Source organism: Rhodovulum adriaticum (assembly GCF_004345735.1).
Classification (GTDB): Bacteria; Pseudomonadota; Alphaproteobacteria; order Rhodobacterales; family Rhodobacteraceae; genus Rhodovulum; species Rhodovulum adriaticum.
This window is the reverse complement of the sequence record NZ_SLXL01000009.1, coordinates 77,190-99,259: the sequence shown is the minus strand read 5'-3', so window position 1 is coordinate 99,259 and position 22,070 is coordinate 77,190. Positions and strand designations below refer to the sequence as shown.

General features: G+C 66.5%; 23 protein-coding genes. 12 read left to right on the top strand and 11 right to left on the bottom strand.

What is annotated here, in order from left to right:
• Positions 1–112: 112 nt before the first annotated feature.
• Together cysK and EV656_RS12100 are read right to left on the bottom strand one after the other, a co-directional pair.
• On the bottom strand, positions 113–1,195 hold the full coding sequence (gene cysK / locus EV656_RS12105) for a cysteine synthase A (protein ID WP_132604380.1): 1,083 nt from the start codon (positions 1,193–1,195) through the stop codon (positions 113–115).
• A gap of 212 nt (positions 1,196–1,407) precedes the next feature.
• Complete coding sequence (locus EV656_RS12100) at positions 1,408–2,367, bottom strand: L-malyl-CoA/beta-methylmalyl-CoA lyase (protein WP_132604377.1); 960 nt, start codon at positions 2,365–2,367, stop codon at positions 1,408–1,410.
• Positions 2,368–2,655: 288 nt separating this feature from the next.
• On the opposite strand from EV656_RS12100, the gene dgcN reads away from it, so the two are divergent.
• The 4 genes from dgcN to EV656_RS12080 all read left to right on the top strand — a co-directional run bounded on the left by dgcN (position 2,656) and on the right by EV656_RS12080 (position 6,271).
• Positions 2,656–3,657 carry an N-acetyltransferase DgcN gene (dgcN, locus tag EV656_RS12095; protein WP_132604374.1) on the top strand — a complete coding sequence of 334 codons (1,002 nt, stop codon included), beginning with the start codon at positions 2,656–2,658 and terminating at the stop codon, positions 3,655–3,657.
• Positions 3,658–3,666: 9 nt separating this feature from the next.
• Positions 3,667–4,632 carry an N-acetyl-D-Glu racemase DgcA gene (gene dgcA, locus EV656_RS12090; protein WP_132604371.1) on the top strand — a complete coding sequence of 322 codons (966 nt, stop codon included), beginning with the start codon at positions 3,667–3,669 and terminating at the stop codon, positions 4,630–4,632.
• 23 nt (positions 4,633–4,655) lie between these two features.
• On the top strand, positions 4,656–5,513 hold the full coding sequence (locus EV656_RS12085) for a D-amino-acid transaminase (RefSeq protein ID WP_132604368.1): 858 nt from the start codon (positions 4,656–4,658) through the stop codon (positions 5,511–5,513).
• A gap of 143 nt (positions 5,514–5,656) precedes the next feature.
• Positions 5,657–6,271: an exopolysaccharide biosynthesis protein gene (locus EV656_RS12080; protein WP_132604365.1), complete on the top strand. Its 615-nt coding sequence runs from the start codon at positions 5,657–5,659 to the stop codon at positions 6,269–6,271.
• Here EV656_RS12080 and EV656_RS12075 read toward each other — a convergent pair.
• From EV656_RS12075 to pheS, 3 genes are all read right to left on the bottom strand, one after another.
• Positions 6,268–7,908, bottom strand: a complete 1,641-nt coding sequence (locus tag EV656_RS12075; protein WP_132604362.1) for a SulP family inorganic anion transporter — start codon at positions 7,906–7,908, stop codon at positions 6,268–6,270. The genes EV656_RS12080 and EV656_RS12075 overlap by 4 nt on opposite strands.
• 203 nt (positions 7,909–8,111) lie before the next feature.
• Positions 8,112–8,690 (bottom strand): DUF4760 domain-containing protein, encoded by a 579-nt coding sequence (locus tag EV656_RS12070; RefSeq protein ID WP_132604359.1) that lies wholly within the window; start codon positions 8,688–8,690, stop codon positions 8,112–8,114.
• Positions 8,691–8,782: 92 nt separating this feature from the next.
• Positions 8,783–9,856 (bottom strand): phenylalanine--tRNA ligase subunit alpha, encoded by a 1,074-nt coding sequence (gene pheS / locus EV656_RS12065; protein WP_132604356.1) that lies wholly within the window; start codon positions 9,854–9,856, stop codon positions 8,783–8,785.
• 221 nt (positions 9,857–10,077) lie between these two features.
• Between pheS and EV656_RS12060 the strand changes: the two genes are divergently transcribed.
• On the top strand, positions 10,078–10,671 hold the full coding sequence (locus EV656_RS12060; RefSeq protein WP_200276595.1) for a nitrogen fixation protein NifQ: 594 nt from the start codon (positions 10,078–10,080) through the stop codon (positions 10,669–10,671).
• Positions 10,672–10,742: 71 nt separating this feature from the next.
• Here EV656_RS12060 and rplT read toward each other — a convergent pair whose 3' ends face one another.
• The 4 genes from rplT to pyk all read right to left on the bottom strand — a co-directional run bounded on the left by rplT (position 10,743) and on the right by pyk (position 13,142).
• Positions 10,743–11,105, bottom strand: a complete 363-nt coding sequence (gene rplT / locus EV656_RS12055; protein WP_132604353.1) for a 50S ribosomal protein L20 — start codon at positions 11,103–11,105, stop codon at positions 10,743–10,745.
• Positions 11,106–11,118: 13 nt separating this feature from the next.
• The gene (gene rpmI, locus EV656_RS12050) at positions 11,119–11,319 is read right to left on the bottom strand and encodes a 50S ribosomal protein L35 (protein ID WP_132604350.1); all 201 of its coding nucleotides are present in this window, start codon (positions 11,317–11,319) and stop codon (positions 11,119–11,121) included.
• A gap of 121 nt (positions 11,320–11,440) precedes the next feature.
• Complete coding sequence (locus EV656_RS12045; protein WP_132604347.1) at positions 11,441–11,665, bottom strand: hypothetical protein; 225 nt, start codon at positions 11,663–11,665, stop codon at positions 11,441–11,443.
• Positions 11,666–11,696: 31 nt separating this feature from the next.
• A complete protein-coding gene (pyk, locus tag EV656_RS12040) occupies positions 11,697–13,142 on the bottom strand; it encodes a pyruvate kinase (protein ID WP_132604344.1) in 1,446 nt (481 codons plus the stop codon).
• Between the two features lie 138 nt (positions 13,143–13,280).
• Between pyk and EV656_RS12035 the strand changes: the two genes are divergently transcribed.
• The 7 genes from EV656_RS12035 to EV656_RS12005 all read left to right on the top strand — a co-directional run bounded on the left by EV656_RS12035 (position 13,281) and on the right by EV656_RS12005 (position 19,997).
• Positions 13,281–14,021: an N-formylglutamate amidohydrolase gene (locus EV656_RS12035; RefSeq protein ID WP_132604341.1), complete on the top strand. Its 741-nt coding sequence runs from the start codon at positions 13,281–13,283 to the stop codon at positions 14,019–14,021.
• 23 nt (positions 14,022–14,044) lie between these two features.
• The gene (locus EV656_RS12030; protein ID WP_132604338.1) at positions 14,045–14,362 is read left to right on the top strand and encodes a DUF1244 domain-containing protein; all 318 of its coding nucleotides are present in this window, start codon (positions 14,045–14,047) and stop codon (positions 14,360–14,362) included.
• Positions 14,363–14,400: 38 nt separating this feature from the next.
• Positions 14,401–14,691: a YrhK family protein gene (locus EV656_RS12025; protein ID WP_132604335.1), complete on the top strand. Its 291-nt coding sequence runs from the start codon at positions 14,401–14,403 to the stop codon at positions 14,689–14,691.
• Positions 14,692–14,766: 75 nt separating this feature from the next.
• Positions 14,767–17,166 (top strand): phenylalanine--tRNA ligase subunit beta, encoded by a 2,400-nt coding sequence (pheT, locus tag EV656_RS12020; protein ID WP_132604332.1) that lies wholly within the window; start codon positions 14,767–14,769, stop codon positions 17,164–17,166.
• A 69-nt stretch (positions 17,167–17,235) separates the two neighbouring features.
• Entirely contained in the window at positions 17,236–17,889 is a 654-nt protein-coding gene (locus tag EV656_RS12015; protein WP_132604329.1) for a phosphoribosyltransferase, read from the top strand.
• On the top strand, positions 17,886–18,335 hold the full coding sequence (locus tag EV656_RS12010; RefSeq protein ID WP_132604327.1) for a YtoQ family protein: 450 nt from the start codon (positions 17,886–17,888) through the stop codon (positions 18,333–18,335). The genes EV656_RS12015 and EV656_RS12010 overlap by 4 nt, the downstream gene beginning before the upstream one ends.
• Positions 18,336–18,386: 51 nt before the next feature.
• Complete coding sequence (locus EV656_RS12005) at positions 18,387–19,997, top strand: GMC family oxidoreductase (protein ID WP_132604324.1); 1,611 nt, start codon at positions 18,387–18,389, stop codon at positions 19,995–19,997.
• 101 nt (positions 19,998–20,098) lie between these two features.
• Here EV656_RS12005 and EV656_RS12000 read toward each other — a convergent pair whose 3' ends face one another.
• Entirely contained in the window at positions 20,099–20,800 is a 702-nt protein-coding gene (locus EV656_RS12000) for a glutathione S-transferase N-terminal domain-containing protein (protein ID WP_132604321.1), read from the bottom strand.
• Positions 20,801–20,905: 105 nt separating this feature from the next.
• Positions 20,906–22,024, bottom strand: a complete 1,119-nt coding sequence (ald, locus tag EV656_RS11995; protein ID WP_132604319.1) for an alanine dehydrogenase — start codon at positions 22,022–22,024, stop codon at positions 20,906–20,908.
• Positions 22,025–22,070 lie beyond the last annotated feature (46 nt).

Genomic DNA, 22,070 nt, shown 5'->3' with positions numbered 1-22,070 from the left:
CAGGCTCCCGCTTTCATCGGCGCGTATATGACGGCGCCAGACGGCATTTGCAACAGGACGGCCACGGGACGCAAGGCCGCGCGATGGCGCGGCCCTGCGGTTTCACGACCGCTCAGCTGACACGGAACCCAGGGGTAGAGGCGGAAATCGCGCGCTCTTCGTCGTCCATCTCCTCGGTCACGCCATCGAACAGGGGCGTGGACAGGTAGCGTTCGCCGGTGTCGGGCAACATGGCCAGGATCACCGATCCCGGTGCGGCGCGTTCGGCCACCTGCACGGCCACGGCAAAGCTGGCCCCGCCCGAGATGCCAGTCAGGATGCCCTCTTTCGCGGCCAGATCGCGCGCCCATTTCACCCCATCCGCGCCAGAGACCGGCAGCAATTCGTCATAGAACCCCTGGTCGATGGTTTCCTGCAGCACCAGCGGGATGAAATCGGGGGTCCACCCCTGGATCGGATGCGGGGCAAAGGCCGGGTGGCTTTCATCCGCCTCGCCGTCTGCATTGCGTTGCTGATCCCGCCCGCTGGCAATCAGTTGGGCGTCGGCAGGTTCGCTGAGCACGATCCGCGTGTCCGGGCGCGCGGCGCGCAGCACGCGGGCCACGCCCGTTACCGTGCCCCCGGTCCCATAGCCCGACACGAAATAGTCCAGCCGCTGCCCGTCGAAATCGGCCAGAATCTCGCGCGCTGTAGTGGCGGCGTGAATATCTGCGTTGTCCGCAGTTTCGAACTGATGGGCCAGGAACCAGCCGTTCGCCTGCGCCAGTTCCTGCGCCTTGCGGTACATGCCCATCGCCTTGTCGGCCTTGGGCGTCAGCACCACCTTGGCGCCCAGCATGCGCATCAGCTTGCGCCGCTCAACCGAGAAGGCCTCGGACATGGTGATGACCAGCGGATAGCCCTTTTGCGCGCAGACCATGGCCAGGCCGATGCCTGTATTGCCGGATGTGGCCTCAACCACCGTTTGCCCGGGTTTCAGCCGACCGTCGCGTTCCGCGGCCTCGATGATGTTGATCGCCAGCCGGTCCTTGACCGAGGCGCCGGGATTGAACGCCTCGGCCTTGACGTACATCGTGACGTGATCGGGGCCGATATTGTTGACCCGGATCGCGGGCGTATCCCCGATCGTGTCCAGAACGCTGTCGAACAGGCGCCCGCGGCCCTGGGTGTTTCTGATGCTGCCGGTGTCGCTCATGTCATGCCCTTTCTTGTCGCGTGTTGCGCGCATTCTTGTCGCGTGTTGCGCGCAAGAATAGCGATGCGCAGTCCGGCGCATAGGGGGACACGCGTGAAAGGAACGGGATTGCACGCGCCCAGTCGGGTCACGAAAAACGGCCCGGAATTCGCCCCGGAAACGGAAAACGGGGCCACGCGGGCCCCGTTTCGAAACACCGGCGTTTCGGCGCATCAGATCTTGGCGATCATCTCGGCCTGTTTCACGATCACCTCGGCCTGCTTGATCGAGGCGATATCGACCAAGCGCCCCTTGTAGACGGTCGCGCCCGCGCCCTCGGCCTTGGCCTTTTCCATCGCGGCCAGGATCTCCTTGGCCTCGGCCACGGCCTCGTCCGAGGGGGTAAAGACCTCGTTGGCCAGCGCAACTTGTTTCGGGTGGATGGCCCATTTGCCGACCATGCCCAGCGTGGCCGACCGGCGGGCCTGCGCGCGGAAGCCCTCATCGTCCGAGAAATCGCCGAACGGCCCGTCCACGGGCAGCACGCCATGGGTGCGGCAGGCGGCGACGATGGCGGCCTGCGCCCAGTGCCACGGGTCGGACCAGTATTTTTCGCCCTCGCGGTGCATGTAATAGTTTTCCTGCGTCCCGCCGATGCCGGTGGTCGCCATCCCCATGGAGGCCGCGAAATCCGCGGCGCCCAGGCTCATCGCCTGCATCCGGGGGCTGGCGGCGGCGATCTCCTCGACATGGGCGATACCGGCGGCCGATTCGATGATGACCTCGAACCCGATCTGCTTGGTCCGGCCCTTGGCACGCTCAACCGCCGTCACCAGCGCATCGACCGCGTAGATGTCAGCGGCGCAACCGGCCTTGGGGATCATGATCTGGTCCAGACGCTCGGACGCGTTTTCCAGCAGCTCGACCACGTCCTGATACCAATAGGGCGTGTCCAGCCCGTTGATCCGCACGCTGAGATGCTTGTTGCCCCAATCGATATCGCCGATCGCCTGGATCACGTTCTTGCGCGCCTCGGCCTTGTCGTCGGGGGCGACCGAATCCTCCAGGTCCAGGTTGATGACATCCGCCGCGCTGGTGGCCATCTTTTCAAAGATCGCAGGGCGCGAACCGGGGCCGAACAGCTGGCAACGGTTGGGGCGGGCGACGGGCGTGGGCTGGATGCGGAAGCTCATGTCAGGCCTCTTGGTAAGGATGTGTCGTTTGCGTCGCTGTGTTTGGTAGGATGTTGCGCGCCCACACGCAAGCCATTTCGCCGCAGCGCAGCGCGCGCGGATATCGCCGGAAACACCCCGCAAGATGCATAAATTGTGTGCGTGCATAAAATTTCGAATATTCATGCGTCATAATCTAAGATTATCAGAATATCCTCCTGTCATTTCAGGGTTTCGCAGGCGTAATCGGCATGACATCCCCTGATCCGATGCTACGTTCTGGCCCGACTGCCGAAACGGAGCGCCGCGATGATCGAAACACCTTATCTGCTGTTCCTGGGCGATGCGCCCGACCAACTGGCCGCCAAGGTCGCCCAAGGCATCCGCGACTGGCGGCCCGACAATGCCGTGGGCCAATTCCGCATGGACGGGTGCAAGGCCGACCTTGGCCTGCCCGACATGGACCTGGCTGCGGCCAAGGCAGCAGGGGCAAAGACCCTGGTGATCGGCGTGGCCAACCGCGGCGGCGTCATTTCCCAGGCGTGGAAAAAGGTGCTGGTGACCGCGCTGGAGGAAGGGTTCGACCTGGCCTCTGGCCTGCACAACCTGCTGCGCGACGAACCCGACCTTGTAGCGGTAGCCGAGGCGACCGGCCGCGCCCTGCATGATGTGCGCGTGCCCGAGGTGGACTATCCCATCGCCAACGGGGTGAGGCGCACGGGCAAGCGTTGTCTGGCGGTGGGCACCGATTGTTCGGTGGGCAAGATGTATACCGCCCTCGCGATGGACCGCGAGATGCAGGCGCGGGGGATGAAGGCGACGTTCCGCGCCACGGGCCAGACCGGCATCCTGATTACTGGCGACGGCGTGCCGCTGGACGCGGTGGTCGCCGATTTCATGGCCGGTGCGGTGGAATGGCTGACCCCGGACAACGACCCCGACCACTGGGACCTGATCGAGGGGCAAGGCAGCCTGTTCCACGTGTCCTATTCGGGGGTGACGATGGCGCTGATCCATGGCGGCCAGCCTGACGCGCTGATCCTCAGCCACGAACCGACCCGTCCGCATATGCGCGGCCTGCCTGACTATCAGTTGCCCAGCCTAGAGGCGCTGCGCGACCTGTCGCTGACGCTGGCGCGCGTGGCCAACCCCGACGTGCAGGTCGTCGGCATCTCGGTCAACACCGCCGCGCTGAGCGAGGATGAGGCGATGGCCTGCCTGGCCGAGATCGAGAACCGCATGGGCCTGCCCGCGGTGGACCCGTTCCGGCAGGGCGCCGGGCGTCTGGTGGATGCGCTGGCCGCATTGTAGGGTGCGCCCATGGATATGACCGTGATCCCCGAAAGCTTTCGTCTGGCGCAGGCTTTCACCATCTCGCGCGGCGCACGCACCGCCGCCGAGGTGCTGACCGCGCACATCAAGGCCAACGGCGCCATCGCGCGGGGCGAATGCGTGCCCTATGCCCGCTACGGCGAATCGCTGGACAGCGTGACCGCCCAGATCGAGGGATTGCCCGACCGCTTTGACCGGGCCGCGTTGCAGGATCTTCTGCCGCCGGGCGCGGCGCGCAACGCCGTGGATTGCGCACTGTGGGACCTGGCCGCCAAACGCGCGGACAAGCGGGTGTGGCAACTGCTGGGCCTGCCCACGCCGAAACCGCAGGTCACCGCCTATACCCTGTCGCTGGACACCCCCGACGCGATGCGCGAGGCGGCCGCGAAAAACGCTCACCGCCCGCTGCTGAAGATCAAGCTGGGCACGCCCGAGGACATGCCCCGGCTGGAGGCCGTGCGCCAGGGCGCCCCCGATGCCCGCCTGATCGTGGACGCGAACGAGGGCTGGACCGCCGAGGTTTACGCCGACCTGGCCCCGCACCTGGTGCGGCTGGGGGTAGAAATGGTCGAACAGCCCCTGCCCGCAGGTGCCGACGACATGCTGGCCGAGATCGAGCGCCCCCTGCCCGTCTGCGCCGATGAATCCTGCCATGACCGCGCCTCGCTGCCCGCGCTGAAGGGCAAATACGACATGGTCAACATCAAGCTGGACAAGACCGGCGGCCTGACCGAGGCACTGGCCCTGAAGAAACAGGCCAAGGCCGAAGGCTACGGTATCATGGTGGGCTGCATGATCGGGTCCAGCCTGGCGATGGCGCCTGCCGTGGTCGTGGCGCAGGGGGCGGCGGTGACGGACCTTGACGCGCCGCTTCTGTTGGCCGAAGACCGGCCCCACCCGCTGCGCTACAACGCCAAGGGCGTGCACCCGCCCGAGGCGTTCCTGTGGGGCTGAACGCCGCAACGAAAGGAAAGCCGATGAGCCGGACAGTCTATGTGAACGGGACCTACCTGCCCGAGGAAGAGGCGAAGGTCTCGGTCTTCGACCGTGGCTTTCTGTTCGCCGATGGCGTCTACGAGGTGACCAGCGTGCTGGACGGCAAGCTGATCGATTTCCACGGCCACGCGCAGCGCCTGCAACGCTCGCTGGGCGAGCTGGGCATGACCAGCCCCGTCACCATGGACGAATTGCTGGACATCCACCGCGAACTGGTGACCCGCAACGATCTGTCCGAAGGGATGATCTACCTGCAGATCACCCGCGGGGCCCCCGCCGACCGCGATTTCGTCTTTCCCGGCCCCGACACGCCGCCCACGCTGGTCCTGTTCACCCAGGCCAAGGGGCTGATCGACAGCCCCGCCGCCGAAAAGGGGATCAGCGTGATTTCCATCGACGATATCCGTTGGGGTCGGCGCGACATCAAGACGGTGCAACTGCTCTACCCCTCGATGGGCAAGATGATGGCGAAAGAGGCCGGCGCCGATGACGCCTGGATGGTCGCCGAGGGTTTTGTCACCGAGGGCACCAGCAACAACGCCTATATCGTCAAGGACGGCAAGATCGTCACCCGCCACCTGGGCAACGAGATTCTGCACGGCATCACCCGCGCTGCGGTCCTGAAATTCGCCAGCGAGGCCCAGATGGAGGTGGAGGAACGCCCCTTCACCATCGAAGAGGCCAAGCAGGCGGACGAGGCCTTTGTCACCTCGGCCTCGACCTTTGTCACGGCGGTTGTCGCCATCGACGGCGTTTCCCTGGGCGATGGCACCCCGGGCCCGGTCGCACGGCGCCTGCGCGACATCTATATCGAGGCCAGCCGCAAGGCGGCGATCTAGGCGGGCGCGGGCCCCACCCCGGCAGGCGAAGCCCTCAGCCACCTGCGCGACCCATGGGCGCAGGGCTTCGCAATCCCGCCGGAAAGGCCCATATCCGCGCTGCACAGGTGGGCCATCCGGCCCCGCCGCCACCCGGGGGACCAATGGCGCACCGCCAGGACGACAACAGCAAACGCCGGCCGTCGCTGTCGATGCCGATCCTGCGCCAGTCCCGCGCGCATGACGCGGCGGGGACACTGACGCTGGGAAATCTGGTCGAGGGGCTGGGCGACCGTTCCTTCGGCTGGGCAATCGTCGTGTTTTCACTGGTCACGCTCCTGCCCTTGCCGCCCGGCTCGTCCCTGATCACCGCATTACCAGTTCTTTTGACGACCTCTCAGATGGTGCTGGGCCTGCCCCATGTGCGCCTGCCCAATCGGCTGTCACGCACCACGATCAACCATGACAAGCTACGGCGCACGGTGCTGCGCCTGCGCCCGGTCACACGGCGGCTGGAACGGCACCTGACCCCCCGGTTCGAGGGGCTGTTCGCACCACGGCACGAACGCCTGCTGGGACTGGCGCTGTTCGTGATCGCCTTTACGCTGTTTCTGCCGATCCCGTTTAGCGGCTGGTTTCCGGCGGTGTCGCTGTTCATCTTTGGTGTCGGACTGATTGAAAGGGACGGCATCATCGCCAGCCTGGGCCTGCTTTCCGGCGCGACATCCGTATTGCTGACGATCTTCATCGCCACGTCGCTGGCGGCGGGGATCGACTAGCCCCCGCGCCGCGCCGCCGCCATGTCCGGGGCGCGCACGACGCCCTCGGGCAGGCCCGCGGCGCGCAACATGTCCATGTGCTGATCCCGCGCGGCGGCCAGTGTCACAGACATGCCGTTGTCCCGCGCCTTGCGGATGAACCCGGTCAGGCTGTGCGCGCCGGTCATGTCCAGCAGCGGCACATCGGCCAGGTCCAGGATCAGGCGGCGCGGGCGGGCGGCGATGCGGTCCAGCACGTTTTCGATCACCGGGGCCGAGCCAAAGAAATAGGCCCCCGTCAGCCGCAGCACGATGGTTTCGCGCCCCTCGGACCGGTCCTGCGGGCGGGATTCGGTATCGGCCTCGTCCAGCATGGCATCCACCCCGCTGATCTGTGCCATCCGGTTCATGAAAACCAGCGCGCCCAGGGCCAGCCCCACCACGATCGCCTCGGTCAGATCGCGCAGCACGGTCAGGGTCAGGGTTGCCAGCAACACCGCCAGTTCCGCCCGCGCGGTGCGCGCCAGCGTGCGGATCGCGCGGATGTCGATCATGTGCAGGGCAACCGAGACCAGCACACCGGCCAGCGCAGCCAGCGGAATGGCGCTGGCCAGCGGCGCCAGCAACAACACGATGACCAGCAGCGTCAGCGCGTGGATCATCCCCGCCACCGGCCCGTGCGCCCCGGCGCGCACATTGGTCGCCGTGCGCGCGATGGTGCCGGTCACGCAGAAACCGCCGAAACAGGCCGACGCCATGTTGGCGACCCCCTGCCCCACCAGTTCAGCATTCGACCGGTGCCGCCGCCCGGTCATGGAATCGGCCACCACCGCCGACAGCAGCGACTCGATCGCGCCCAGCAGGGTAAAGGCCAGCGCGTCGGGCAGCACCGCCTGCACCTTGGCCAGCGTGAAATCGGGCAGGTGCGGCGCGGGCAGGCCAGCGGCGATACCGCCATAGGCGCTGCCGATGGTGGGCACGGGCAGGTCCAGCAGCCACACGGTCAGCCCCGCCAGAACGATGGCCAGCAGCATCCCCGGCACCCTTGGCGCCACCCGGCGCTGCACCAGGATCAACCCGAACGCCCCCAACCCCAGCACCAGGTTCAGCGGGTCAAGCGTTGGCATGGCGGCCCACAGCGCGGGCAGCTTTTCCAGGAACGGCCCCGGTTCCGGCCCCGCCAGCGTCAGGCCCAGCAGCGGGCGCATCTGGCTGGCCAGGATGATGACCCCGATCCCGGCGGTAAAGCCGACCGTGACCGGGTAGGGAATGAACTTGACGAAGCCGCCCAGCCGCAGGGCACCGGCCAGCGACAGGAACAGACCCGACAGGAAGGTCGCCAGCATCAGCCCGTCCAGCCCGTGACGCTGCACCGTGGCCATGACCAGCACGATAAAGGCCCCCGCCGGCCCGCCGATCTGAAACCGACTGCCCCCCAGCAGCGAGACAAGGAAACCGCCCACGATGGCGGTAATCAGCCCCCGGTCCGGCGGCACGCCCGAGGCAATGGCAATCGCCAGCGACAGCGGCAGCGCGACAACGGCCACGGTCAGCCCGGCGACCAGGTCGGCGCGCAGATGGCGCAGGCCATAGCCCTCGGCCAGGACGGCGGCTATTTTCGGGATGAATTGCTGGATCGGCGGGGCGGGTTTGTGCATGCGGCCTCTCGGCGGTTGGCGCGCCCTCCCCTGCGCGGCATGGGTCGGCTAGCACAAAGCGCGCCAAATGTCCCTGCCGCATCCTGTCGCGATGGGGCTACAAAGGCTCAACGTGCCTGCGCGTGATCCGGCAGGGCAGATAGGTAGGGTGGGTGACAACCCACCGATGCGAGTGTTTGGCCAAGTGGTGGGTTTCACCCACCCTACGCTTGCTTTCGATGGCTTGTTTCTAATGGCAGGCTTGGCTGTTTCTCTTCTTTCCAACGGTTCGCCAACCATTCAAACTCAGCATATATCTTGGACGTCCCGGCTTTCTTCCTTACTTCAGAAATGTAGCTTTCTACCATATCAAAATCGCGGAGAAACGACGTCTTAAACCACCTACGGTAAAGTTCCTCGTCTAATATGCCCTCGCGTATACCTATCGCGGTCAGCTCGTAATCGTTGAGTATGTTCCTGATGTTGTTCGCTTGCGGGCTGGTCGCGTGCTCAGGGCTAGCCCATAAATTTAGACTGGTTTTACTGGTCTTGAGCTTATTGAATTCCGCTTTGGCCTTAAGATAATCTCTGTCCCACTCTCTATTTGCAAGCATGTCGAGTGTTGCACGCTTACGTGCTATCTTTCGTTGCTCGTTTATGGAATATAAAGCGACCAGACCACCGATAAACGCAGACAAAATTATGGCCCCGACCGAAGGCCAAGGGCCATATGAGCTTCCAGAGCGAATCATTATTTCTGGAAGATTTATTTCGATCAAAGGGTTATCCACCCCATCCTTCATTGAGAGTCATGATCAAGCCTCCTTACTCACAAGCAATATGTGGTCACTATGTGGGCACGTCAACAAAATTTCCGTGAACAGGCCACCCCGCCTCACCGGCTCAACCCACCATGCAGCGTCGGCATGTCCAGCGCGCTGAACCCGTAATGGCGCAGCCAGCGCAAATCGCTGTCAAAGAACGCCCGCAGGTCGGGGATGCCGTATTTCAGCATCGCCAGCCGGTCGATCCCCATGCCAAAGGCAAAGCCCTGCCACTGATCCGGGTCGATGCCGCCGGCCCGCAGCACCTTGGGGTGCACCATGCCAGAGCCCAGGATTTCCATCCAGTCGTCGCCCTCGCCGATCTTCAGCGTGCCGCCCGCCCAGGAACAGCGGATATCGACCTCGGCCGACGGCTCGGTGAACGGGAAATGCGAGGCGCGGAAGCGCAGTTCGACCCCGTCGACCTCAAAGAACGCGCGGCAGAACTCCTCCAGCACCCATTTCAGATTGGCCATGGAGATGTCGCGGTCGATCGCCAGCCCCTCCACCTGGTGGAACATCGGCGTGTGGGTCTGGTCGTAGTCGCAGCGATAGACGCGGCCCGGCGCGATCACCCGGATCGGGGCGCCCTGGGCCTGCATCGCGCGGATCTGCACCGGGCTGGTATGGGTGCGCAGCACATGCGGCGGGCGGTTGTCACCGTCCGCGCGCGACATGAAGAAGGTATCATGTTCCTGCCGGGCGGGGTGTTCGGGCGGGATGTTCAGCGCGTCGAAGTTGAACCAGTCGCTTTCGATCTGCGGCCCCTCGGCCACGGCAAAGCCCATATCGGCAAAGATCGCGGTGATTTCCTCGGTCACCTGGGACACGGGGTGCACGCTGCCCTGGGGGCGCGGGCGGCCGGGCAGGGTCACATCCAGCCATTCGGCGGCCAGGCGTTCATTCAGCGCGGCGTCGGCCAGCGCGGCCTTTTTCGCGGCCAGGGCGGAATTGATCTCGTCCTTCAGGGCGTTCAGCTTGGGGCCCATGATCTGGCGTTCCTCGGGCGTCATCTTGCCCAACTCGCGCATCTTCAGGCTGACCTCGCCCTTCTTGCCGACGGCCTGCACGCGCAATTCCTCCAGCGCGGTCTCGTCGCCCGCGGCTGCAATCGCGTTCAGGTATTTCTGCCTCAGCTCATCCATGGATCGCCCTCCGGTCACGTGCCCGCGCGGTCGATAGCACAGGGGCGGGGGAATGCAAATGCGCCAGCGCGGGCCGGACCGTGGGTGCCGCCTGGGGCGGCAAGGGGCCGGGGGGCTGCCTGAATTCCGGGCGCTGCGGGGTAAGGCCAGGATGCGCCCCGGCCCCGGGATTGACGCCACGCGCCCCCACCCCAACGCTGGGCGCAACCGCAGGAGAGATCGTGAACGCGCAGGATGCATATGACTTGCTGATGGCCGCCGCCGTGAACCGGGACTGTTTCGACAGCCACGCGGCGGCCTCGGTGCTTGCCCTGGGGATGTCCGAGGGCGACAATCTGTGCGCACGGACAGGCCTGGACGGCGCGGCGCTGGACGGGCTGGCGGCGCGGCTGTTCCCCACGCGGCGCGCGGCGCTGGCCGACATGGCAGGCCCCCTGCCCGAGGCAGAGGTCGAACAGGACTCGGTCCGCGCGTTGCTGATGCAGCACGCAGGCCACGATGCCCCCCTGACCCGCTGGTTCGCCATGATGATCGCCCGGCGCGCGATGGAACCCGACCACCTGTGGCAGGATCTGGGCCTGCGCGACCGGGGCGAGTTGAACACCCTGCTGACCCGCCATTTCGGCCCGCTGGCCGCGAAAAACACGAACAACATGAAGTGGAAGCGGTTTTTCTACCGCCAACTGTGCGAGGCCGAGGGGTTCGTTTTGTGCACCACGCCGGTCTGCACCGATTGCGCCGATTTCGACATGTGCTTCGGCGAGGAAACCGGAGAGGCCCGTTTGGCCCGCGCCCGGCTGACGGAACCGACCTGACCCCCGCGCAATGAAAAACCCCCGCCCGGGATCGGCCCGGACGGGGGTTCGCAGTCGTCAGTCGGTCAGGCTCAGGCCAGGGCGGCCTTGGCCTTTTCGACGATCGTGCCGAAGGCTTCGGGCTCGTTCACGGCCAGATCGGCCAGAACCTTGCGGTCCACCTCGATGCCAGCGTTGTTCAGGCCGTTGATGAAACGCGAATAGGTCAGATCTTCGTCATGGGCGCGAACGGCCGCGTTGATCCGCTGGATCCACAGCGCGCGGAAATTACGCTTGCGCTGCTTGCGGTCGCGGGTCGCGTACTGGTTGGCCTTGTCGACGGCCTGGGTCGCGGTCTTGAAGGCGTTCTTGCGGCGGCCATAATAGCCTTTCGCTGCCTTGATGACCTTCTTGTGACGGGCGTGCGTGGTGGTGCCACCTTTTACTCGGGACATGGATCAGGCCTCCTTAGCGCGAATAGGGCATGTAGCTCTTGGCGAGCTTTTCGTCCGGCGCCGAGAGAACCTCGGTCCCGCGGGCGTTGCGGATGAACTTGTTCGTCCGCTTGATCATGCCGTGCCGCTTGCCGGCCTGGCCGCATTTCACACGGCCCTTCGCCGTCACCTTGAAGCGCTTCTTGGCGCTCGACTTGGTCTTCATCTTGGGCATTTCCGTCTCCTCTTGCGGGCGGTGGGGGCGCGACTCGGCATGCCACATGGGCCGGCCGCGCGTGAGGCGCCCGTATACGCAGGGCGTGCGCCCCATGCAAGGCCCAATCCGGGCGCGTCGCTCAGTTCAGGAACCGACCGATCACCCGGACAAAGACCTCGGGCACATCCTCGATCTGGTAGCCGACCGGATTGCTGATCACCGCATAGGCGATCGCGGCACCGGCAATCAGGGCCATAACCCCAGCGGCAACCGGGGACCGACCGTCGGTATAGGCCGACAGAAAGGCCGGCACGGCCAGCACCCCCGCGATCACCCCGGCAACAAGGAAAAGATCGCTTTCCACTCCGTTCTCCCGGACATGGCGGATCTTGCCATTATTCCGGTTCCACGTTGAAAATCAATCTTTCCTCGCAAGGCGCCACGCGCAGGATGTTGGTAGAGCCGGGAATGTTGAACGGCAGGCCGGCGACCACGATGATCTGATCCTCGCCCTTGCCATAGCCGCCCTCGCGGGCGGCGCGGGCGGCGCTGACCACGGCCATCTTGAAGCGTTCGACCTTGTCGTTGAAAAAGCAGTTGATCCCCCAGGACAGACACAGCCGCCGCCCCGTCGCGGTCGAGGGCGTCAGCGCAAGGATCGGCACGCGCGGCCGCTCGCGCGAGGTTTTCAGCGCCGTCGTGCCGGACTCGGTAAAGCAGCAGATCGCCTTAATATCAGCGGTTTCAGCGATCTCGCGCGCGGCGGCGACGATCCCGTCTGCCACGGTCGAGCGGTTGGCCTGGCGGCTGGCCTCGATGATGTCGCGATAGGTGGGGTCGCTTTCGACCTCGATGGCGACGTTGTTCATCGTCGTCACGGCCTCGATCGGGTACTGGCCGGCGGCGGATTCGGCCGACAGCATAACCGCATCCGCCCCCTCGTAGATGGCGGTGGCCACGTCCGACACCTCGGCGCGGGTGGGCATCGGGCTTTCGATCATGCTTTCCAGCATCTGCGTGGCCACGATCACCGGCTTGGCCGCTGCGCGGCACTGGCGTACCAGGCGTTTCTGGATCGGCGGTACGTTCTGCACGGGGATTTCCACGCCCAGATCGCCCCGGGCAACCATGATCCCGTCCGACACACTCAGAATGCCGTCGAACTCGGCCACGGCCGAGGGTTTCTCGATCTTGGACAGGATCGCCGCCCGGTCACCGACGATGGCGCGGGCCTCGGTCACGTCCTCGGGGCGCTGCACGAAGGACAGCGCGATCCAGTCCACGCCCAGGTCCAGCACGAAATCCAGATCGCGGCGATCCTTGTCCGACAGCGCCGCCACCGGCAGCACCACGTCGGGCACGTTCACGCCCTTGCGGTTGGAAATCGTGCCCCCCACCACGACCTCGCAATCGGCATGATCGGGACCGCAGGATTTCACCGTCAGCCGCAGCTTGCCGTCATTGACCAGCAGCGTCGCGCCGGGTTTCAGCGCGGCAAAGATTTCCCGGTGCGGCAGCTGCACGCGGGTCGCATCGCCCGGGGCCTCGTCCAGATCAAAGCGGAAAGCCTGCCCCTCCTCGATTTCCTCGGCGCCGTTGGCAAAGGTGCCGCAGCGCAGTTTCGGCCCCTGCAGGTCGGCCAGGATCGCAATGGGGCGGCGCATGTCGGCCTCAATCTGGCGGATGATCCCGTGGCGCCGGGCGATTTCGTCGTGCGTGCCGTGGCTCATATTCAGGCGGAACACGTCTGCCCCCGCCTCGACAAGGGCGCGGATCATGTCGTAATCGTCGGAAGACGGCCCCAGCGTGGCCACCACTTTCAAGTTGCGTAGACGTCTCATCCTGCCCCATCTCTTGTTCGGATCGCAGCGCGGTATGCGCCGGTATGCATCTCTCTAGGCCGAAATTGCCCCCCGAGACAACTGGCGCTTGCGTCGCGCCTGCCGTAAGGGGATGTGACTGGCAAAGATGACATGGGCATGACTTACCACCCTTTCGAAATATGCGATCCGGGGGCCGCGTCGCGCTGGCTGGTGACCTGCGACCACGCGGCCAACACCGTGCCACCCTCCGTGAATGGGGGCGATCTTGGGCTTTCGCCGCAGGATATGGAACGGCATATCGCCTATGACCCCGGCGCGGCGGGCGTGGCCCGGCGGCTGGCCGAACGGCTGGGCGCGCCGCTGGTAATGTCCAACTTCTCGCGCCTGGTGATCGACCCCAACCGGGGCGAGGACGACCCGACCCTGCTGATGCGGCTGTATGACGGAACGGTGATTCCCGCGAATCGCGACGTGGACGACACCGAACTGGAACGCCGGCTGGACGCCTTCTGGCGCCCCTATCACCGCGCGATCGAACAGATGGCCGCGCGCCGGGCCGATACCGTCTATGTTGCGATCCACAGCTTTGCCCCCCGCCTGCGCGGGCGGGGCGAACGGCCCTGGCAGATCGGCGTGCTGCACGCCGCCGACGACCGACTGGCCCGCCCGCTGATCGACCGGCTGCGGCAGGAACCCGACCTGTGCGTGGGCGAGAATGAACCCTATGGCGGCCACCTGCCCGGCGACGCGGTGGACCGGCACGCCATCGACCACGGGCGGTTGAACGTGCTGATAGAGTTGCGCAACGATGTTATCGCGACGCCGCAGGCCCAGATCGCCTGGGCCGACCGGCTGGCCCCGATGCTGGAGGAGGCATTGGCCGCCACCGGGCTGTAGGCGCAACACCGAGGGAGGACAGAATGGACGACGCAACCCGCACCCGGATCGAGGCCGCCGCCTTTCGTCGGCTGCAACAACACCTGATGCAGGACCGCCCCGATGTGCAGAACATCGATCTGATGAACATGGCCGGGTTCTGCCGCAACTGCCTGTCCCGCTGGATGCAGGAGGCCGCCGCCGAAGAGGGCATCGAGATGTCCAAGGAAGAGGCGCGCGCGGCGTTCTACGGCATGCCCTATGACGATTGGAAGGCGCTGCACCAGACCGAGGCCGGGCCGGAAAAACAGGCCGCCTTCGAAAAGGCCTTTGCCGCGAATGTGGATCCCGACAAGGGCTAGCCCACCGATTGCGCCGCATCCCCGGACGAGAGACCGCGATGAAGACGCCCCTGTTCCAGCACCGCAACCGCGAGCGCAACGCAGACACCCGCCGCGTCTACGCGCTGTATGAAATCGCCCATACGGCGGTCGATTTCGCCGCCGCCCTGTGTTTCCTTGTCGGCTCGGTCCTGTTCTTCTGGAACTCGCTGGAAACGCCGGCGATCTGGCTGTTCGTCATCGGCTCTGCCTTTTTCTTTCTCAAACCGGCGATCCGGCTGGCCCGTGAAATCCAGCTGTGGCGCATGGGCAGGCTGGACCGCCTGGCCGAGCGGCTGAAGGACGAGTAGGCCCCCTTTCCCCCCGCCCCCCTTTGGGCTAGACACGCGCGCAACCCGTTACCCCACCAACAGGCGTCCGTTCCGATGAAATTCACCCTTTCCTGGCTGAAGGACCACCTCGACACCGAGGCGAGCCTTGACGAGATCCTCGACGCGCTGACCGATCTGGGCCTTGAGGTCGAAGGCGTGGAAAACCCCGCCGACAAGCTGGGCACCTTTACCATCGCCAAGGTGAAAAGCGCGCAACAGCACCCCGATGCCGACCGGCTGCGCGTCTGCATGGTGGACACGGACGAGGGCGAAAAACAGATCGTCTGCGGCGCGCCCAACGCGCGCGAGGGGATCACCGTGGTCCTGGCGAAACCCGGCGATTACGTGCCCGGCATCGACGTGACCCTGTCGGTGGGCAAGATCCGCGGCGTGGAAAGCCATGGCATGATGGCCTCGGAACGCGAGCTGGAACTGTCCGACGAACATGACGGTATCATCGAACTGCCCTCGGGCGAGGTCGGGCAGAAATTCATCGACTGGCTGGCGGAAAACGACCCGTCCAAGGTGGACCCGGTGATCGAGATCGCGATTACCCCCAACCGCCCCGACGCCCTGGGCGTGCACGGCATCGCCCGCGACCTGGCCGCGCGCGGCTTGGGCACGCTGAAGCCGGTAGAGGTGACGCCAGTGCAGGGGAAATTCCCCTGCCCGATCCCGGTCACCATCGACCCCGAGACCCACGAACGCGCCTGCCCGGTCTTTTACGGCCGGGTGATCCGGGGGGTGAAGAACGGCCCCTCGCCCCAATGGTTGCAGGACCGCCTGCGCGCCATCGGGCTGCGCCCGATCTCGGCGCTGGTCGATATCACCAACTTCTTTACCTTCGACATGAACCGCCCGCTGCACGTCTTTGACGCCGACAAGGTGACGGGCGGGCTGCGGGTGCATGCCGCCCAAGGGGGCGAGAAATTCCTGGCGCTGGACGAAAAGGAATACGTCCTGCAACCCGGCATGACCGCGATTTCCGTGGGCGACACGGTCGAAAGCCTGGCCGGCGTGATGGGCGGCGAGGCCTCGGGCTGCACCGAGGACACGGTCAACGTCTTCCTTGAGGCCGCCTATTTCGACCCGATCCGCACGGCGATGACCGGCCGCGCGCTGAAGATCAATTCCGATGCGCGCTATCGGTTTGAACGGGGGATCGACCCCGACTGGACCGCCGACGGGATCGAGGCCGCCACGCAGATGATCCTGGACCTGTGCGGCGGTGAACCGTCCGAGGTCGTCGTCGCGGGTGCCATCCCCGACACCGCGCGCGCCTACAAGCTGGACACCGCGCGGGTCGAAAGCCTGGTGGGCATGTCCATCCCGGCGGACGAACAGCGCGCCACGCTAACCGCGCTCGGCTTCCGGCTGGAGGGTGACATGGCCCATGTGCCGTCCTGGCGCCCCGACGTGCTGGGCGAGGCCGACCTCGTCGAAGAGGTCGCGCGCGTGGCCTCGCTGACCAAATTGCAGGGCAAGCGCCTGCCGCGCGCCCATGTGGGCGTGCCCACCGGCATCCTGACGCCCCTGCAAAAGCGCGAGGCGATGGCCCGGCGCACCTGCGCGGCGCTCGGCTACAACGAATGCGTGACCTATTCCTTCATCGACGCGGACAGCGCCGCGCTGTTCGGCGGTGGCGCGGATGCGATGGCGCTGGAAAACCCGATTTCCAGCGAGATGAGCCATATGCGCCCCGACCTGCTGCCCGGCCTGTTGCAGGCCGCGGCCCGCAATCAGGCGCGCGGTTTCATGGACCTGTCGCTGTTCGAGGTCGGCCCCGCCTTTCACGGCGCCGAACCCGCGGATCAGCATATCCAGGTTGCGGGCCTGCTGGTGGGCCATGCGGCCCCGCGCGATCCCTATGGCTCGCGCCGCGCTGTGGATGTCTATGACGCCAAGGCCGACGCAGAGGCCGTGCTGGCCGCCATCGGCGCCCCGGCCAAGGCCCAGATCCTGCGCGAGGCGCCGGAATGGTGGCATCCGGGGCGGTCCGGCCGTGTCTGCCTGGGCCCGAAAAAGGTGCTGGCCGTCTTTGGCGAACTGCACCCCAAGGTGCTGAAGGCGATGGATGTAAAGGGCCCCGCTATGGCCTTTACCGTCTATCTTGAGGAACCGCCGATGCCGCGCAAGAAGGGCGCGACGCGGCCCGCGCTGGCAGCGTCCGACCTGCAGGCGGTGGAACGCGATTTCGCCTTCGTGCTGGATGCCGATGTCGAGGCGGCGGGCGTGGTCAACGCGGCCGCCGGCGCCGACAAGACCCTGATCGAAGAGGTCCGCGTCTTTGACGAGTTCATCGGCGGCAGCCTGGGCGAGGGCAAGAAATCCCTGGCCATCACCGTGCGCATGCAGCCCGTGGACAAGACCCTGACCGAGGACGAGATTGAGGCCGTCGCCAAGAAGATCGTCGAAAAGGTCGAAAAGGCCACCGGCGGCAGCCTGCGCGGCTGATCGCCGGGGCTTGGCCCCGTCTGCGCGCGGCGGCATACTCGCCCCGCGACAGGGTCAAGGAGATGCGCGATGTTCAAGAACCGCGAAGAGGCGGGGCAACTGCTGGCCGAAAAGGTCGCGGCGTTCGAGCCGGAAAACCCGTTGGTTCTGGCGTTGCCGCGCGGGGGCGTGCCGGTTGCCCTGCCCATCGCGCGGGCACTGGATGCCCCGCTGGACCTGGCGCTGGTGCGCAAGATCGGCATGCCCGGCAATCCCGAACTGGCTGCGGGCGCGGTCGTGGATGGCGGCGCGCGCGAGGTCGTCTTTAATGACGAACTGCTGGATCATGCCGGGCTGACACAGGCCGATTTCACCGATGCGGTCACCGGCAAGCTGGCCGAGATCGAAACCCGCCGCGACCTGTATTTGGGCGATCGCAAACCGCAGCGCATCGCCGGGCGCACGGTGATCGTGGTCGATGACGGGCTGGCCACGGGCGCCACGGCCCGCGCCGTGCTGCAAGCCCTGCGCAAGCGCGGCCCGATCGAGGTCTGGCTGGCGGTGCCCGTAGGCCCGCAGGATCTGATCTGGCAATTCCGGGGCATGACGGACCGGCTGGTCTTTCTCCAGGCGCCAAGGGATTTTCGCGCGGTAGGGCAGCACTACCAAGACTTCGGGCAGGTCAGCGACGACACGGTCGCAAAGTTGCTGCAAGACGCATGGAACAAGGAGGACAGCGCATGACGCTGAAGGTTTACCTGTCGGGCGAGATTCACACCGACTGGCGCGAGCAGATCGTCGAGGGGGCGGCGGGGCTGGACGTGACCTTTGACAGCCCGGTCACCGATCACGCCGCCAGCGACGATTGCGGCGTGGCGATCCTGGGCGCCGAGGACAACAAGTACTGGCACGACCACAAGGGCGCGATGGTCAACGCGATCCGCACCCGCAAGGGGATCGCCGACGCCGATATCGTGGTCGTTCGCTTCGGCGAGAAATACAAGCAGTGGAACGCGGCCTTTGACGCGGGGTATGCGGCGGCCCTGGGCAAGTCACTGATCGTGCTGCACGGCCCCGACCACGCCCACGCGCTGAAAGAGGTGGACGCCGCCGCCCTGGCCGTGGCGCAGGAACCGGCACAGGTGGTGCAGATTTTACGTTACGTCCTGACCGGCGCCCTGCCGGGCTGAGGCGATTTGGACGCTGGCCCGGCCCGCGCACGCACCGCTAGGCTGCGGCCCATGGTCTACGATTACGTCATCGTCGGCGGCGGCTCTGCCGGCTGCGTCCTGGCCGCGCGGCTGAGTGAGGATCCGTCCGTCACCGTCTGCCTGATCGAGGCCGGCGGCGGCGGCAACGACATCTTCATCCGCGCGCCCGCGCTGATCCCGGCGATGATCTCGGGGCGGCCCCGGATCAACAACTATGCCTACCACACCGTGCCCCAGCCGGGGCTGAACGGGCGGCGCGGGTTCCAGCCGCGCGGGCGGGGCCTGGGTGGGTCCAGCGCGATCAACGCGATGCTTTATGTCCGCGGGCATCCGCGGGATTACGACGAATGGGCGGAATTGGGCGCCGAGGGCTGGGCCTGGGACGATGTGCGCCCCTGGTTCCTGCGGGTAGAGGGCAACGCGCGCGGCGGCGATGCCTGGCATGGCGGCGACGGCCCCCTGCAAGTCAGCGAACAAAGCGCGCCGCGCCGCATTTCCCGCGCCTTCGTGGATGCCTGCGCCGAGGTGCAGATCCCCCGCAACGACGATTTCAACGGCCCCGAACAGGCGGGCGCGGGGCTATACCAGGTCAAGCAGTTCCGCGACGGCCCGCAAAAGGGCGAGCGTTGTTCGGCCGCTGCCGCCTATCTGTTCCCGGCGCTGGCACGGCCCAACCTGACGGTGCTGACCCGCACGCGGGCGGAAAGGCTGCTGGTCGAGGGAAACCGCGCGGTGGGGGTGCAGGTGCGCCGCCGGGGGCGGCGGCGTCGGATCGACGCGCGGAGCGAGGTGATCCTGTCCGGGGGGGCCTTCAACTCGCCGCACCTGCTGCTGCTGTCCGGCATCGGGCCAGAGGACGAGCTGGCCGCCCATGGCATCGCGCCGGTGCATGTGCTGCCCGGCGTGGGGCAAAACCTGCAGGACCACCTGAATTACACCATCATCCACCGATCCCTGCGGCGCGACGTGGTGGGGCTGAACCCGCGCGGACTGGCCCGGCTGGGCCGCGCGGCGGGCACGTGGCGCAAGACCGGCGAGGGGCTGTTTGCCACCCCCTATGCCGAGGCCGGGGCCTTCGTGCCGTCCGCCCCCGGTCTGGACCGGCCCGACCTGCAACTGCATTTCGTCATCGGGATCGAGGACGACCACATGCGCCGCCTGCACCTGGCCGATGGCTACAGCTGCCATGTCTGCGGGTTGCGCCCGAAAAGCCGGGGCAGCGTCGGGCTGACCAGCCGCAACCCCGCCGATCCGCCCCGGATCGACCCCGCATTCCTGAACCACCCGGACGATCTGGACACGCTGATGCGCGGCGCCCGGATCGTGGAACGCGTCCTGGGGGCACAGGCGCTGGCGCCCTGGCGGGGCGCGCGGCTCTATCCCCATGACGGCAGCGATGCGGCACTGCAGGCCGATATCCGCGCACATGCGGATTCGATCTATCACCCGGTCGGCACCTGCCGGATGGGCACGGACGACATGGCGGTGGTGGACCCGCAATTGCGCGTGCGGGGGATGGCGGGGCTGCGGGTCGTGGATGCATCCGTCATGCCGCGGGTGATCGGCGGCAATACCGGCGCGCCCGCGATGATGATCGGCGAACGCGCCGCGGCGATGATCGCGCAGGCGCGCAAGGGCTGATCCGGGCGGGGGCGTAGGGTGGGTGAAACCCACCACTGGTTTTCCTCATTCGATACAGGCGGTGGGTTGGCACCCACCCTACGCCGAACCTGTGCGGGCGCTCAGTCCCGGGGCGGCTGGGCCAGCCCGCGCTGCACCGCGTCGCGCGCCAGAAAGCGGTCCAGATAGGCGGGCAGGTTGCGCCAGTCGTCCCAGCCCACAATCTCGCGCGCCTGATAGCCGACCAGCAGCGCGCGCAGCCACGGCGCTGTGGCGATGTCGGCGATGGAATAGTCGCCGCAGATCCAATCGCGCCCCTCCAGCCGCTTGTCCAGCACGCCCAACAGGCGCTTGGCCTCGCCCACATAGCGGTCGCGCGGGATCGGGTCGGCCACGTCCTTGCCGCCGAATTTCACAAAGAACCCCATCTGCCCGAACATCGGCCCGACGCCCCCCATCTGGAACATCAGCCATTGCAGCACCTCGGCCCGTGCGCGGGGATCGGTGGGCAGCAACTGCCCGGTCTTTTCCGCCAGGTAGATCAGGATCGCGCCGCTTTCGAACAGGCCGATGGGCTGGCCGTCCGGCCCTTCGGGATCGATGATCGCTGGGATCTTGTTGTTTGGGTTGAGCGAGACGAAGGCCTCGGAAAACTGGTCGTCTGTGTTGATGTCCACCTTGTGCGCCTCATAGGGCAGGCCGGTTTCCTCCAGCATGATGGACACTTTCACGCCGTTGGGTGTGGGAAAGGAATACAGCTGGATCGCGGACGGGTCTTGCGGCGCCCAGCGGGCGGTGATCGGAAAATCGGTCAGGTCGGTCATCGGGGCCTCCTTTGTTCGGCCCCGTGATAGCGGTTTGAGGTTCGGATGAAAGGGGCCGCGCGGCGAAAGGCGGCCCGCTCCGCCGGATGTGATGACCGCCCTCGCCTATTCCTTCAGCGCCAGATGCGGCGATAGCACGTCGATGCCCTGCGCCCGGCCCACGGCATAGTAGGTCAGGTGCCCGGCATGGGTGTTCAGCCCGGCCAGCAGGTTCGGATCGTCCTCGCAGGCTTGCCGCCAGCCCTTGTCGGCCAGGGCCAGCACATGCGGCAGTGTCGCGTTGCCCAGGGCGATGGTCGCGGTGCGGGCGACCGCGCCGGGCATGTTGGCCACGCAGTAATGCACGATGCCGTCCACCGTATAGATCGGATCGTCATGGGTCGTCGGGCGCGAGGTTTCGAAACACCCGCCCTGGTCGATGGCCACGTCTACCAGCACGGCGCCCGGCTTCATCGTTGCCAGGTCGGCCCGGCGCACCAGCTTGGGGGCCTCTGCCCCGGGGATCAGCACGGCACCGACCACCAGGTCGGCGGTTTCCAGCAGTTCGGCCACCGCCCCGCCCGAGGAATAGCGCGTCTTGAACCGCCCGCCGAACACATCGTCCAGATAGCGCAGACGCGGCAGCGCGCGGTCCAGCACCGTCACATCCGCCCCCATCCCGGCGGCAACCCGCGCCGCATGGGTGCCGACCACGCCGCCGCCGATCACCACCACCTCGGCCGGGCCGACGCCGGGCACGCCACCCATCAGCGTGCCGCGCCCGCCATTGGCCTTTTGCAGCGCCCAGGCGCCCATCTGCGGGGCCAGCCGACCGGCGACCTCGGACATGGGCGCCAGCAGCGGCAGGCCGCCCTGCCCGTCGGTCACGGTTTCATAGGCGATGGCGGTCACACCGCTGTCCAGCAGATCGCGGGTCTGGTCCGGGTCGGGCGCCAGGTGCAGGTAGGTGAACAGAACCTGCCCAGCGCGCAGCTGCGCGCGTTCCACCGCCTGGGGTTCCTTGACCTTCACGACCATCTCGGAGCGGGCGAAAATCTCTTCGGCGCTGTCCACCATTTCGGCCCCGGCGGCCGTGTAATCGGCATCGGTGAAGCCAGAGCCCAACCCCGCCCCCGCCTGCACCATCACCTGATGGCCGTGGGTCACGGCCTCGCGTACAGCGTTGGGGGTAAGCCCCACCCGGTATTCATGCGACTTGATTTCCGTCGGGCATCCGATCCGCATTCCATCCTCCTGATCCTGTGTTGACAGAATGCCGCAGGCGCCCGGC

What these genes read in the sequence shown, in the direction of transcription:
- cysK (WP_132604380.1), bottom strand. Translation starts at nt 1,195, where the DNA reads ATGAGCGACACCGGCAGCATCAGAAACACCCAGGGCCGCGGGCGCCTG.
- EV656_RS12100 (WP_132604377.1), bottom strand. Translation starts at nt 2,367, where the DNA reads ATGAGCTTCCGCATCCAGCCCACGCCCGTCGCCCGCCCCAACCGTTGC.
- dgcN (WP_132604374.1), top strand. Translation starts at nt 2,656, where the DNA reads ATGATCGAAACACCTTATCTGCTGTTCCTGGGCGATGCGCCCGACCAA.
- dgcA (WP_132604371.1), top strand. Translation starts at nt 3,667, where the DNA reads ATGGATATGACCGTGATCCCCGAAAGCTTTCGTCTGGCGCAGGCTTTC.
- EV656_RS12085 (WP_132604368.1), top strand. Translation starts at nt 4,656, where the DNA reads ATGAGCCGGACAGTCTATGTGAACGGGACCTACCTGCCCGAGGAAGAG.
- EV656_RS12080 (WP_132604365.1), top strand. Translation starts at nt 5,657, where the DNA reads ATGGCGCACCGCCAGGACGACAACAGCAAACGCCGGCCGTCGCTGTCG.
- EV656_RS12075 (WP_132604362.1), bottom strand. Translation starts at nt 7,908, where the DNA reads ATGCACAAACCCGCCCCGCCGATCCAGCAATTCATCCCGAAAATAGCC.
- EV656_RS12070 (WP_132604359.1), bottom strand. Translation starts at nt 8,690, where the DNA reads ATGAAGGATGGGGTGGATAACCCTTTGATCGAAATAAATCTTCCAGAA.
- pheS (WP_132604356.1), bottom strand. Translation starts at nt 9,856, where the DNA reads ATGGATGAGCTGAGGCAGAAATACCTGAACGCGATTGCAGCCGCGGGC.
- rplT (WP_132604353.1), bottom strand. Translation starts at nt 11,105, where the DNA reads ATGTCCCGAGTAAAAGGTGGCACCACCACGCACGCCCGTCACAAGAAG.
- rpmI (WP_132604350.1), bottom strand. Translation starts at nt 11,319, where the DNA reads ATGCCCAAGATGAAGACCAAGTCGAGCGCCAAGAAGCGCTTCAAGGTG.
- pyk (WP_132604344.1), bottom strand. Translation starts at nt 13,142, where the DNA reads ATGAGACGTCTACGCAACTTGAAAGTGGTGGCCACGCTGGGGCCGTCT.
- EV656_RS12035 (WP_132604341.1), top strand. Translation starts at nt 13,281, where the DNA reads ATGACTTACCACCCTTTCGAAATATGCGATCCGGGGGCCGCGTCGCGC.
- EV656_RS12030 (WP_132604338.1), top strand. Translation starts at nt 14,045, where the DNA reads ATGGACGACGCAACCCGCACCCGGATCGAGGCCGCCGCCTTTCGTCGG.
- EV656_RS12025 (WP_132604335.1), top strand. Translation starts at nt 14,401, where the DNA reads ATGAAGACGCCCCTGTTCCAGCACCGCAACCGCGAGCGCAACGCAGAC.
- pheT (WP_132604332.1), top strand. Translation starts at nt 14,767, where the DNA reads ATGAAATTCACCCTTTCCTGGCTGAAGGACCACCTCGACACCGAGGCG.
- EV656_RS12015 (WP_132604329.1), top strand. Translation starts at nt 17,236, where the DNA reads ATGTTCAAGAACCGCGAAGAGGCGGGGCAACTGCTGGCCGAAAAGGTC.
- EV656_RS12010 (WP_132604327.1), top strand. Translation starts at nt 17,886, where the DNA reads ATGACGCTGAAGGTTTACCTGTCGGGCGAGATTCACACCGACTGGCGC.
- EV656_RS12005 (WP_132604324.1), top strand. Translation starts at nt 18,387, where the DNA reads ATGGTCTACGATTACGTCATCGTCGGCGGCGGCTCTGCCGGCTGCGTC.
- EV656_RS12000 (WP_132604321.1), bottom strand. Translation starts at nt 20,800, where the DNA reads ATGACCGACCTGACCGATTTTCCGATCACCGCCCGCTGGGCGCCGCAA.
- ald (WP_132604319.1), bottom strand. Translation starts at nt 22,024, where the DNA reads ATGCGGATCGGATGCCCGACGGAAATCAAGTCGCATGAATACCGGGTG.